Origin of the sequence: Streptomyces musisoli (assembly GCF_016741855.1) — a bacterium.
GTDB classification, from domain to species: domain Bacteria; phylum Actinomycetota; class Actinomycetes; order Streptomycetales; family Streptomycetaceae; genus Streptomyces; species Streptomyces musisoli.
Genome location: NZ_JAERRH010000002.1, coordinates 726,487 through 738,715, shown reverse-complemented (window position 1 = coordinate 738,715; position 12,229 = coordinate 726,487). Strand labels below are relative to the sequence as shown.

The following is a 12,229-nucleotide window of genomic DNA, read 5'->3' as shown; positions in this document are numbered from 1 at the left end:
ATGGTGGAGCATCGCATGGTTGACGTGAACGGCGTCCGGCTGCACATCGCCGAGCAGGGTGACGGCCCCCTGGTGGTGCTCCTGCACGGCTTCCCCGAGTCGTGGCACTCCTGGCACCGCCAGTTCGGCCCGCTGGCCGACGCCGGTTTCCGGGTCGTCGCCCCCGACCAGCGGGGCTACGGGCGCAGCGACCGTCCCGAGGCCGTCGAGGCGTACACGATCCTGCATCTGGTGGGCGATGTCGTCGGGCTGATCCGGGCCCTGGGCGAACAGCAGGCGTTCGTCGTCGGGCACGACTGGGGCGCGCCGGTGGCCTGGCACACCGCGCTGCTGCGACCGGATCTGGTGCGCGGGGTGGCCGGCCTGAGCGTGCCGCCCCCGTTCCGGGGGACGGAGCCTCCGCTGCCCGCCATGGAGAAAATGTTCGGCGGCCGCTTCTACTGGAACTACTTCAACCGGCCCGGCGTCGCCGACGCCGAGTTCGCCGAGGACACCCGGACTACTTTGCGGAAGTTCTTCTACTGGGCTTCCGGGGACGCCCCCGACGCCGGTGCGGGCAAGCAGCCGCTGGTCGATCCCGAGCGCGGCTGGCTCGCCACCATGCCGGACCCCGAGGTGCTGCCGGAGTGGTTCGGCGAGGCGGATCTCGACGCGCTCACCGAGAGCTTCTCCAAGGGTTTCACCGGTGCCCTCAACTGGTACCGCAACCTCGACCGCAACTGGGAACTGACCGCTCCGTGGCACGGCGCCGTCGTCTCCCCGCCGGCCCTGTACGTCTACGGCGACCGGGACGTCGTTCCCGCCTTCCCCGGCACACCCGAACTCATCGAGCTGCTGCCCGCCTTGATGCCCAACCTGTGGCGGGAGCCCCTCCAGCTCGCGGGCTGCGGCCACTGGACCCAGCAGGAGCGCCCGGACGAGGTGAACGCGGCGCTGATCGACTTCCTCAGGGGCTGTTCCTGACCCGCCTCCGAAGGGCCGCGCACCCGACCCGATCGGGCACAGGTTGTCGGGTGCGGCAGGGTGCCCGCTGCCTAGCGTGGTGGCCGCGAAAGAGGAAGGAGACCGGGAGTGCTGGAGCGGCTCAACCAGACCCTGGAGCACATCGAGCAGCGCCTCGACCAGTCCATCGACGTCGTCGGGCTGGCGCGCGTCGCGGCCACCTCGGAGTACCACCTGCGCCGGATGTTCTCCGCGCTCGCGGGCATGCCGCTGTCGGAGTACATACGCCGGCGCCGGCTCACCGTCGCGGGTGCGGAGGTGCTGTCCGGGCGTGAGTCCCTGCTGGAGATCGCGGTGCGCTACGGGTACGGCTCGGGCGAGGCGTTCGCCCGTGCGTTCCGTGCGATGCACGGGGTCGGGCCCGGTGAGGCCCGGCGTACCGGCGCCGCGCTCGTCTCCCAGCCCCGGCTGTCCTTCCGCCTCACCGTCGAAGGGAACAGCAGCATGCGCTATCGCATAGTGGACCGGCCGGAGTTCGGCGTCGTCGGCCTCAAGGCCCGGGTGCCGCTCGTCCCACGCGGGCCCGAACCAGGCGATCATCGACTTCGTCCGCGGGATCGACCGGCAGGTGCTGGGGCGCCTGGAGAAGCTGTCGGACCAGGAACCGCAGGGCATCGTCGCCGTCTGCGACGACCTGGACCCGAGCCGTGCCGAAGGCACCGAACTGGACTACTACCAGGGTGTGGTGACGTCCGCGGCGGCCCCGGAGGGTACGACCGCCCTGGCCGTCCCGGCCGGCTGCTGGGCGGTCTTCACGGTCTCCGGGCCGGCTCCGCGGGCCGTCCAGGAGTTGTGGCGGGACGTGTTCACGCAGTGGTTCCCGTCCAACCCGTACCGCAGCCGCCCCGGCCCCGAGATCCTGCGCACCCGCCCGTTCGCCGACGGGGCGCAGGCCGATGCCGAGTTGTGGCTTCCGGTGGAGCGGGAACGGGGGTGACCGGCGGGGCGCGTCGGCCGGTGCCGCGGTGACTACGGCGTCGTCTCGGTGCGGGACGGCTGTGCGGTGTCGACGTCGCGGGCGCGGGCGGCGATCGACGGGGTCAGCCGGCGGGCCAGCAGTTCCAGGGCCTGGGTGACCTCGCGGACGGCGTCCGGGTCCGGGGCGGTGCCGTCCGGCCCGGCGAGGGCCGCCGTGAGGGCGTCGTCGACGTTGGCGGAGCGGACCTCGGCGACCCGGGCGGAGGGCTTCGCGGCGGGGCGGATCAGCCGGCGGCGCCGGTCGGCCGGATCGGGCTCCGTGTCGACCGAGCCCGCCTGCTCCAGCCGGGCGACGGCGGTGGAGACCTGACTCTGCGGCAGGCCCGTCCGCGCGGCGATCTCGCCGACCGTCGTGCCGGGGTGGGACACGAGGTCGCCGAGGACGATGAGGACCGAGCGGGTGGAGCCCGGCGTACCGGCCTCCACCCGCGGCATCGCCTGTTCGCCGATCTTCATGAGGGTGCGCCCCAGGAGGAACAGTTCGACTCCGTTCATACCCCGATGTTACATCGAAAGAGATGCATCTTTATTGATGCATCTCTTTCGATGCTTTATTGTCGTGCTGTCAGCTCCCGACGCGACGACAACCCGCAGGGGGACCGCCATGCTCACGACCGCCGCGACCGGCCGCACGCTCTCCGTCCCGGGCGCCACCCTCCACTACCGGACGCAGGGAAGCGGCCCGGTCCTGCTCCTCTCCCAGAGCGGCGAGGGGGACGCGGACCGCACGGTCGACCTCGTCCCGCACCTGGCCGACACCTTCACGGTCGTCACCTACGACCGTCGCGGCCTGTCGCGCAGCACTCTCGACGACCCGGCCCGCCCCGTCACCATGGCCGACCACGCCGACGACGTCGCCCGGCTGCTGGACGCGGTCACCGATGGGCCGGCACTGATGGCCGGCTTCAGCATGGGTGCCGCCATCGGCCTCCAGACCGTGGCCCGCCACCCCGGCGTGCTGAGCACGCTGATCGCCCACGAACCCGTCATGCCGAACCTGCTCCCCGAGGCGGACCGGGCGGAGCACGTCGCGGAACTGAGGGTCATTCAGGAAGCGCACGAGACCGGTGGCCTGACGGCCGCTTTCCCCGCGATCGCCCGGCACCTGGGCATCGATCCGGCGCACGAGGAGACCGAGGAGAACCTCACTCCGCAGCCTCTGACGGCTCGCCGCAAGGCCAACTTCGCGTTCTTCATCGAAACGGAGTTCACCGCCGTCACCACGGACGCCCTGCGTCCGGCGGACGCGGTGCGGGCCGCTGCACGTACCGGTACGCGCATCATCCCGGCGACGGGCCGCACCACCCGGCCGACGGTCCACACCTACCGCTGCGCACTGGCGCTGGCCGCGCGACTGGGCACGGAGCCGGCCCGTTTCCCGGGCGGCCACAACGGCAACACCGCGTTCCCGCGGGCCACGGCCCAGGTGCTGAAGGACCTGCTCGAAGGGTGACCTCCCGGCCCGGTCGAGGGCCACCACGGCCGCGCGTGCCGCGGCAGGCCGCCGCCCCCCTGCCACCGCCCGGGCGGGGCCCGTGATGCCTGAGAGACTGGTGGGTATGGACATCGCCCGCAGGAACGATGTCACCGTCACCGGCAACCCAAGCGGACGAACGGTGGTGCTGGCCCACGGTTTCGGCTGCTGAACGACGGTCCCGTCCCGGGCAGGCCCGGCGGCGGTGACCCGGCCCGTCCGGGGCCGGCCGTGCGGCTTCTTCCGGCCGAGGGTGAGCCGCCGGCGGCACCGCGTCGCTTGCAGACGACCCGGGGCTCTGCCCGGCACCGGGCCCCGCCGCCTCGGTGAACTCAGGGGCCACGCCGGATCGCCCTGCAATGGTTGAAGCGTCATCCAGGCCGGAGGCACGGCCGCCGCGACGTCGCCGCAGGCAGCCGCCGTCCGCCCCTGCAACGTCCGGTCCGTCCGAAGTGAGGCGTACGCGTGTTGCATTCGCTCCGCGTCACTGATTCCTTCGTCTCTTGAAGACACAAGGGACCGATCCCTGCTGATTCTTCAGGCAGCCGCATCCCTTCCGTCCAAGAGTCAGGGAGTCAAGTTCGTGCAGAGTTGGATGAAATGGTCCATGAGGGCAGCCGGATCCGTCATCTCTTTGATTCTTCCGATCGCCCTCGCCGAGCCGGCGCTCGCGGGGCCCGAGGCTTCCGGCCCGGCCCCGTCGTGCGTCGCCATGTACGAGAGCTGGCGCTACACCGACGCCGCCAACAACTGCGCCGACGCGCTCGGCGTGCTGGTCGTCTACCGGGACGGCGCGATGGGCCTGTGCTATCCGCTCCCGCCGGGCGCGTCCCGTACGGTCGGCGAGGGGTACTTCGGCCTGCACGGTCACGCCGACCACCTCGCCGTCTGCGAGGCCTCCTGACCGGACGAGGGGAGAGCCGGGGGGAGGCGTGGGGGCAAGCGAGGGCGGACCGGGTCAGCCGGTCAGGTGCCGTTGCAGCCAGTCGGCGGCGGTACGGCGGAAGAGCCGCCGGTTGTCGGCGCGCAGGAAGTCATGGCCCTCGTCGCGCAGTGTGAACAGCTCGCCGGTCAGACCGCGTTCACGTGCGGCTCGTACGAACTGCTCCGACTCCCCCGGCGGCACGTTGGTGTCGTGCTCGCCGTGCACGGCCAGCACCGGCGCGCGCAACGCGTCGATACGGCTCATCGGTGACAGCGCGTGCAGCAGTTCGCGGTCGCGCTCCGGGTGGCCGTACTTGTGCGCCGCCGACTGCGCGATCCAGGGCTCGGTGCCCTCGAAGAACGTCGCGAAGTCCGACATCCCGCACACGGCCACGCCGGTGCGGAAGAGGTCCGGGTGCCAGACCAGGGAGGCGAACGTGAGATAGCCCCCGTACGAGCGGCCCATGACCGCCAGCCGAGACGGATCGGCGGGGCCGGACAGCACCGCCTGGGCGGCGCAGTCGGCCACGTCGTCGATCGCGGCGAACCGGCCCCGGCCCAGGTCCGCGTCGACGAACGACCGGCCGTATCCGGACGACCCGCGTACGTCGGGCGCGAAGATGTCCAGGCCCCGGCCCAGGATCTCGTGGTAGAGCGGGTTGAGGACGGGGCGTTCCTGGTCCTCCGGGCCGCCGTGCAGATAGATCACACAGGGCGCCGGCTCACCGGGGCCGCGCCCCGGCGCACGGTAGTACCACCCGTTCAGCGGCAGTCCGTCCCGTGCCGTCAGGCCCAGTTGGAGCGGTCGCACGGGCGAGCGGCCCGGGGGAACGGCGTCCTCGTCCCGGGACGACCACTGGGTGCGCAGCAGGGCCGTGCCCTCGGAGAGCCACCACAAGCCGGGGCGGCGCTGGGACCCGGACAGGGCCAGCACCAGTCCCGGGCCGGCGTCGACGATGCGGGTGGCCACCTCGTGCGGCAGGGACAGCGGCCGGGGCGGAGCGGTGACGGCCCCGGCCGCACCGAACGGCTGGGTGACGGTGCCGGCCGAACCGGAGGGGTGGGGGACGGTCCGGGCCGGGCCGGACGAGTGAGGGACGGTCCCGGCCGGGCCGGACGGGTACGTGGCAGTCCCCGTCGGACCTGACGGGTACGTGGCAGTCCCCGTCGGACCTGACGGGTGCGCGGCCGCGCCGGAGGGGCGGGCGACGGTGCCGGACGCACCGGAGGGGTGGGGGACGGTGCCGGTCGGACCGGGCGGGTGCGTGGCCGTTCTGGCCGGAGCGGGCGGGCGGGTGTCGAGGACCTCCACCTCGCTCATGCCCCGGACGTTCCAGGCCAGTACGGCGGTGCTGCCGTCGTGGGCGCAGTGCAGCAGTTCCAGGTCGCTGTCCTCGCGCGAGGCCGCGACGTACCAGCCGTGCGGCTGTCCGTCCGGGTCCAGTTCGGCGGCGAGCAGGACCGCGAACTCGCGGTAGGCGTCGCTGCGCAGCCAGATCGTGTCGGCGTGCGGCGAGAACCTGCCGATCCACGGGTCGCCGTCGGCCACCGGCACCACACAGGTCGTGGTGCGGTCGATGATGCGCAGCACCACCGCCTCGCGCCGTCCTCGGGGCCCCCGGCGCAGCAGCGCCAGGTCGCCGTCACGGCTGAGGTCGCACACGCGGAGTGTCGCCGCGTCCTTCTCCGCGGCGAGCAGGACGGGGGCCGTGACGCCCTCGGGGTCGATCAGATAGGCGGACAGTCCGTCGCCGAAGCCGGGCGTCGGGGCGGGATGCCCCTCCCAGGAGGCGGCCGGGGCCGCCACGTCGGCGGCCGCCGCGGGTGCCGGCCAGCCGAGTCCGCCCTCGTCGTGCGGCGCCGCACCGAGGATCACGACGTCGCCGTCCCGGCGCGGCCGGCCGGACGACAGCCGGTCGGGCGGCAGACCGACTTCGGCCGGTCCTGGCTCCGTCGCGGATGTCTGGGACACGGGGACGGCGGTGGGGACCGCGACGGTCACCGCGATGGCCGAACCGTCGTGCGCCCAGCAGCCCAGATGGGCCGAGCTGCCCGGCTCGGCCCCGGCCAGGATGTGGCGGTCGGTCCCGTCGGGGCGTACGCACAGCACCCGCAGGTGTTCACCGCCACCGGGCGCCGTGCTGTAGGCGATCCATCGGCCGTCGGGCGACCAGGACACTTCCTGGACGGGGTCCGGATCGGTGTCGAGCAGACGCACCTCGGCGCCGTCCACGGACCCCACCCACAGCTGGGGCACACCGCCGCGGTCGCAGATGTAGGCCACCTCCACACCGGCGGGGTCGGCCGAGGGGTACCAGCAGCCGTGCGCGACGAGCCGTGTCGGCGCGTCCCGCGGCCCGGCGGCGTCCGGCAGCGGAATACGGGCCGGTGCGGCGAAGGCGGGGCCGCGGCCGTCCGGCGCCGGGGGTTCCGGGCTCGCGTCCGGCGTCGGAACCCCGGCGACGGTCGTGCCCGGGCCCGCCGCCTCGTGCGCGGCGCGCTCTTCGGTCAGATTCCGTGTGTCTGAAGCCATATCTCCAGCAAAGCCACTTGCCACAGCGCGTTCGCTCCGCGCTTGGTGCGGTGTCGGTCGGGGTCGGCCAGGAGTCCGGCGACGTACGCGTCCTTGAAGAGTCCGCGCTGCCTGGCCTCGGGAGCGTTCAGTGCCTCGCGCACCCGCTCCAGGACGGGTCCGGCCATATGGGTGATCGCCGGTACCGGGAAATAGCCCTTGGGACGGTCGACCACCTCACGGGGCAGCAGTTTGCGGCCGGCCTCCTTCAGGACGCCCTTGCCGCCGTCGGCCAGCTTCAGCTCCGGAGGACAGGCGGCCGCCAGCTCCACCAGTTCATGGTCCAGGAAAGGCACGCGGGCTTCCAGGCCCCAGTCCATGGTCATGTTGTCGACCCGCTTCACCGGGTCGTCCACGAGCATGACATGGGTGTCGAGCCGCAGGGCCGCGTCGAGGGCGGTCTCGGCCCCGGGTTCCGCCATGTGCTCCCGCACGAACCGGTCGGAGACGTCGTCCCGGGGCACCATGTGCGGCTGGAGCATGGCGGCGAGGTCGGCGTGCGACCGGTCGAAGAACGTCTCGGCGTACCTGTCCGGCTCCTCTTCGCGGGCCGCGGAGGCCAGTCGCGGGTACCAGTGGTAGCCGGCGAACACCTCGTCCGCGCCCTGACCGCTCTGCACGACCTTCACGTTCTGGGCCACCTGCTCGGACAGCAGGTGGAACGCCACCACGTCATGGCTCATCATCGGCTCGCTCATCGCCGCGACCGCCGCGTCCAGCGCCGTCGACACGCGCTCCGAAGGAACCAGCAGCTGGTGGTGATCGGTGGCGAACTCCTTGGCGATCAGGTCGGAGTAACGGAACTCGTCCCCCTCGTCACCGCCTTCCGCCTCGAAGCCCACGCTGAACGTCGCCAGGTCGCGCTGCCCCTCGTCGGCCAGCAGTGCCACGATCAGGCTGGAGTCCAGGCCGCCGGAGAGCAGGACGCCGACCGGCACGTCGGCGACCATCCGGCGGCTCACGGCCGTGCGCAGCGCGTCGAGCACCGCGTCCCGCCATTCGCTCGCGCTCATGCCCGCGTGCTCGGCACGGCGGGTGTACGACGGCTGCCAGTAGCGGCGGTCGTGGCAGGTGCCGTCCGGCTCGACGGTCCGCACGGTGGCCGGGGGAAGCTTGCGCACCCCGGCGACGATGGTGTGGGGTGCGGCGACCGTCGCGTGCCAGCTGAGGTACTGGTGGACGGCCACCGGGTCCAGCGCGGTGTCCACGTCGCCGGCCGCGAGGAGGGCCGGGAGCGAGGAGGCGAAGCGCAGGCGTCCGGCGGATCGTGCCAGGTACAGGGGCTTGATGCCGAGCCGGTCGCGTCCGAGGATCAGGCGGCCGGTCCGGTGCTCGACGAGAGCGAACGCGAACATGCCGTAGAAGCGGTCGACGCAGGCCGTGCCCCACTGCCGGTAGGCGTTCAGGACGACCTCGGTGTCCGAGGTGGTCCTGAACCGGTGGCCGAGGGCCTTGAGTTCCGCGCGCAGCGCCGCGTAGTTGTAGATGCAACCGTTGAAGACGCCGGTGACCTCGTCCCGGACGTCGGTCATCGGCTGGGCAGCGCGTTCGGAGAGGTCGATGATCTTCAGTCGGCGATGTGCCAGCGCCACGGCGCCCCGCGACCAGATGCCCTGACCGTCGGGGCCACGGGCGGCGAGCCGGTCACTCATGCGCTCGACGGCCGCGAGGTCGGGCCGGCCGCCGTCGAAGCGTATCTCTCCGCTCAGGCCACACATCGGTCAGCACCTCCACGGTGTGTGCGCGGGGCGCGCGGCGCTGCGCAGGGCGCTGCCCCGGCCGTCGGTGTCTGGTCGCGGCTGGTTGGCATGGTGCTCGCTTCTCCTTCGGATGAGGAGCCCGGCGGGGCTCCGGGAGGGGCGGACGTCGTCGTGCGCCGTGTGTGTCAGTGGCCGGCGATCTTCGCCGGGCGGGAACCGGCGGCGTCCTGGGCGGTCCGCTCCAGGGAGTTGGCGTTCCCGGGGAGGCCGGTGGCTGTCCGGTGGCGGCGGGCGGCGTCGCCGCGGGTTTCCGCGATCGCCAGATCGGTGCAGGCCAGCAGGTCCTCGGCGGCGGCCGTGCGGCGCATGCGATGGGCGGCGCTGCCGTCCTTGAGCGCCCGTTCCGCGAGGTCCCGGACCGTCTGCCAGTCCCCGGCGGCCTCCAGCGCCGGGCGCACCCGCTCGAGCAGGGCGCGGACGACCCGCGGCGCGGGCGCCTCGTGGCGGGTGCACGGGTCGATCAGGTTTCCTTCGAGGCCGGACCGTGCGGCCCGCCAGGACGCGGCGCGCAGCCATTCGTGCCGGCCCTCGCAGGCAGGGGTTCGCGTCCCCGCCAGGCGGTCCCGGGCTTCGGTGGCAAGGGCCCGGAAGAGGCCCGCGACGAGAACGACCGTCTCCGCGCGGGGGCAGGCGTCGCAGATGCGCAGTTCGAGCGTCTGCTGGTGGGCGGAGGGCCGTATGTCGTAGTAGATCATCCCCGCGTCACTGATGACGCCCGAGTCGATGAGGTCCTGCACGGCCGCGTCGTACCCGGCCGCGTCCGCGAAGCATCCGACCGGTCCCGCGGTCGGCCAGCGCTGCCACAGCATCGTCCGCCAGCTGGCGTACCCGGTGTCGGCGCCCAGCCAGAACGGCGAACTCGCGGACAGGGCCAGCAGCACGTGCAGCCAGGGTGACACCTCGCACATCATGCGGACGGCCAGATCGCGGTCCGGGGCGTCGACGTGGACGTGGGTTCCGCAGATCAGCTGCTCGTCGGCGACCATGCGGTACTCGTCGACCATGCGGCGGTAGCGCCGGCCGCCCGTGGGATGGATGTCCGCGGTGCTGGCCAGCGGCACCGTCCCGGCGGCGACCGCGGCCAGCCCGTGCGCGGACGCCGCGGCGTCCAGCCGGTGCCTGGTGCCGACGATGTCGTCGTAGAGGTCACCGAGAGAGGTGTGGACACCGCTGTTCGACTCCACGGTCGCCTGTTGCAGTTCGGTCGTGAAGGTCGGTCCGCAGAGCCTCTCCAGCACGGTGTCGGCCCGGGGCACGAGCAGGCCCGTCTCCAGCTCGACAAGGTGGAATTCCTCTTCCACTCCGATGCGCACGGTCACGACACTCCTAGGGTGGCGGACGGAGGCCGGCTGCCTCGCCCTGGGAACCGCCCCCGACGCAGCGGGCGGTGGGCGACGCATCTCCGACTTCCCCTCTGGACCAGCGCTAAGCAGGCTCGCTCAACAGAGGTACCATGATCTCATATGAGCGGCATGTGCGCACATTTTCGGCCGGCCCCCCCGAGGGCGTCAGCCCCCGCTCCCACACCCGCCGGCCCGGGGCGCGAAGCCGCGCACGTGCGGCCGATGCCTACAGTGGAGTGAGGCCGCCACCCCGATTTTCCGAGCGGAGCACGCATGGAGTACCCCTCCGCCGGCCCCGACGACGGCCCCGGCACCCTGTTCGGTCTCGACGCGCTCGACGCCGCCGCGGCACCGGGAGCGGACCGGAGCGAGCACGGCGGCCGGGGCGCGGGCGAGCACGGCGGCCGGGCCCCGGAGCACGCGCCGGACGGCCGCGCCGCCTTCCGGGACTCCCCCGCGGCCCGCCGTCTCCTGCCCGTGCGGACCGTCTACGCGGAACCGTCCGCCGCCCGCTCCCCGCGCGGCCGGCAGATCCTCGCCCGCTTCCCGGACGCCGAGTTGATCGAGGTGGACTCCCACTGGCGCATCCCGGGGCTGCACGGCAACGAGGGCAACGTCGAGCGCTGGGTGCGTGTGAAGGGGGAGACGCTGGTCCTTGGCGAGAAGAAGACGCTGACCACGCGGCCCAACGGCCGCTCCGCCGACTGGATCGCCCCCGGCACCTCCAACGGCTGCGCCATGGCCTGCGCGTACTGCTACGTGCCGCGCCGCAAGGGATACGCCAACCCCATCACCGTCTTCACCAACATCGACGGCATCATCGCCCACCTGGCCCGCCACATCGCGCGCCTGGGCCCCAAACGGGAACCCAACCAGTGCGACGCGTCGGCCTGGGTCTACGACATCGGGGAGAACGGCGACTGCTCGGTGGACGCGCTGGTGTGCGACAACACCGCAGACCTCGTGCGCGCCTTCGGCCGGTGGCCCACGGCGAAGGCGTCGTTCGCCACCAAGTTCGTCAATCCCGACCTGCTGGCCCTGGACCCGCGGGGCCGGACGCGCATCCGGTTCTCGCTTATGCCCACGGCGGACGCGCGGCTGCTGGACGTCCGAACGTCACCGGTGGGCGACCGGATCGCCGCGGCGGCGGACTTCCTGGACGCGGGCTACGAAGTCCATTTCAACCTCTCCCCCGTGGTCCTGCGGCCTGGCTGGGAGGATGCGTGGACAGAGCTGCTCCAGCACCTCGACGACGTGCTGCCCGACCGGGTGAAACGGCAGGCGGCCGCCGAAGTCATCATGCTCACCCACAACCGTGAGCTGCACCAGGTCAACATGGGCTGGCATCCCCGCGCCGAGGAGGTGCTCTGGCAGCCCGCCCTCCAGCAGGGCAAACGCTCGCAGAACGGGGCGCTGAACGTGCGCTACACCAACCGGGTCAAGGCCGAGGCCGTGGGCGCGGTGCGCGGCCTGGTGGCGGCCCATGCGCCGTGGCTGCGCATCCGGTACGCCTTCTGAGGGCTTCGGCACCACGGGCGAACATCTCCGCCCCGCCAGTGGGTACCCCCCTGGACAGGAGGTTCCGATGTTCGAGGCATCCGACATCCGCGAATGGCGGGGTCATGACGTTGTCGACCCGAGCGGTCACAAGATCGGCGTTCTGGAGTCGGTCTACGTGGACACAGGCACCGACGAGCCCTCCTTCGCCACGGTGACCGTGGGTCTGCCCACCCGTCGCCGCCTGGCGTTCGTGCCGCTCGCCGGCGCGACGGTCGGTCCGGGCTATCTGAAGGTCACCCACGGCAAGGACCGGGTCAAGAAGGCACCGTCGATCGAGACCGACGGTGAACTGACCGCCGCCGAGGAACCGGGTGTCTTCGCCCACTACGAGCTGCCCTACACACCGGGTGCCGGCGGCGAGCGGCGCCTGGCCCGCCGCTGACCCGCCGAAAGCCGCCGGGAAGACCGGGAGAGATCCGATGGTCCTGTTCCTACTGCTGATCCTCGTGGCCCTCGTCCTGGGCATCATCGGCTTCGCCGCCCACGGCCTGTTCTATCTGCTGGTCATCGGCGCCGTCGTGCTGCTCATCGATCTCGTCTACGCCGCGGTGCGGTTCCGCCGGGGCGGGAGGAAGCACCGCATCGGCCGTTGACGGGAGCGGACGTCCTCGTGGCC

General features: G+C 72.4%; 10 protein-coding genes and 2 pseudogenes. 8 read left to right on the top strand and 4 right to left on the bottom strand.

All coding sequences use genetic code 11. The annotated features are described in order from the left end of the window. Together JK361_RS07025 and JK361_RS07020 are read left to right on the top strand one after the other, a co-directional pair. Positions 1-963, top strand: coding sequence for an alpha/beta fold hydrolase (locus tag JK361_RS07025; protein ID WP_236052519.1), 963 nt, complete (start codon positions 1-3; stop codon positions 961-963). Positions 964-1,071: 108 nt separating this feature from the next. Next, positions 1,072-1,939: pseudogene (locus tag JK361_RS07020) on the top strand (AraC family transcriptional regulator). A 32-nt stretch (positions 1,940-1,971) separates the two neighbouring features. Here JK361_RS07020 and JK361_RS07015 read toward each other — a convergent pair. Next, positions 1,972-2,475 carry a MarR family transcriptional regulator gene (locus JK361_RS07015; RefSeq protein ID WP_201814772.1) on the bottom strand — a complete coding sequence of 168 codons (504 nt, stop codon included), beginning with the start codon at positions 2,473-2,475 and terminating at the stop codon, positions 1,972-1,974. Positions 2,476-2,584: 109 nt separating this feature from the next. Here JK361_RS07015 and JK361_RS07010 point away from each other — a divergent pair, with 109 nt between their 5' ends. The 3 genes and pseudogenes from JK361_RS07010 (at position 2,585) to JK361_RS07005 (ending at position 4,358) form a co-directional block, all read left to right on the top strand. Continuing rightward, positions 2,585-3,433 carry an alpha/beta fold hydrolase gene (locus JK361_RS07010; protein WP_201814771.1) on the top strand — a complete coding sequence of 283 codons (849 nt, stop codon included), beginning with the start codon at positions 2,585-2,587 and terminating at the stop codon, positions 3,431-3,433. Positions 3,434-3,539: 106 nt separating this feature from the next. Beyond that, positions 3,540-3,623 (top strand): annotated as a pseudogene (locus tag JK361_RS41025) (alpha/beta fold hydrolase); the annotation flags it as partial. Positions 3,624-4,061: 438 nt separating this feature from the next. Then, complete coding sequence (locus tag JK361_RS07005; protein WP_201814770.1) at positions 4,062-4,358, top strand: alpha-amylase inhibitor; 297 nt, start codon at positions 4,062-4,064, stop codon at positions 4,356-4,358. Between the two features lie 54 nt (positions 4,359-4,412). Here JK361_RS07005 and JK361_RS41020 read toward each other — a convergent pair whose 3' ends face one another. The 3 genes from JK361_RS41020 to JK361_RS06985 form a co-directional block, all read right to left on the bottom strand. Then, positions 4,413-6,911, bottom strand: a complete 2,499-nt coding sequence (locus tag JK361_RS41020; protein WP_236052518.1) for a S9 family peptidase — start codon at positions 6,909-6,911, stop codon at positions 4,413-4,415. Then, a complete protein-coding gene (locus tag JK361_RS06990) occupies positions 6,887-8,668 on the bottom strand; it encodes an N-acetylglutaminylglutamine amidotransferase (RefSeq protein ID WP_201814769.1) in 1,782 nt (593 codons plus the stop codon). Before JK361_RS06990 ends, JK361_RS41020 begins: the two co-directional genes overlap by 25 nt. Before the next feature lie 167 nt (positions 8,669-8,835). Then, the gene (locus tag JK361_RS06985) at positions 8,836-10,029 is read right to left on the bottom strand and encodes a carboxylate-amine ligase (RefSeq protein ID WP_201814768.1); all 1,194 of its coding nucleotides are present in this window, start codon (positions 10,027-10,029) and stop codon (positions 8,836-8,838) included. 297 nt (positions 10,030-10,326) lie between these two features. On the opposite strand from JK361_RS06985, the gene JK361_RS06980 reads away from it, so the two are divergent. The 3 genes from JK361_RS06980 (at position 10,327) to JK361_RS06970 (ending at position 12,206) form a co-directional block, all read left to right on the top strand. Next, entirely contained in the window at positions 10,327-11,571 is a 1,245-nt protein-coding gene (locus JK361_RS06980; RefSeq protein ID WP_201814767.1) for a spore photoproduct lyase family protein, read from the top strand. A gap of 67 nt (positions 11,572-11,638) precedes the next feature. Further along, positions 11,639-11,995, top strand: a complete 357-nt coding sequence (locus JK361_RS06975) for a PRC-barrel domain-containing protein (protein ID WP_201814766.1) — start codon at positions 11,639-11,641, stop codon at positions 11,993-11,995. Between the two features lie 37 nt (positions 11,996-12,032). After that, positions 12,033-12,206, top strand: coding sequence for a hypothetical protein (locus tag JK361_RS06970; RefSeq protein WP_201814765.1), 174 nt, complete (start codon positions 12,033-12,035; stop codon positions 12,204-12,206). Positions 12,207-12,229 lie beyond the last annotated feature (23 nt).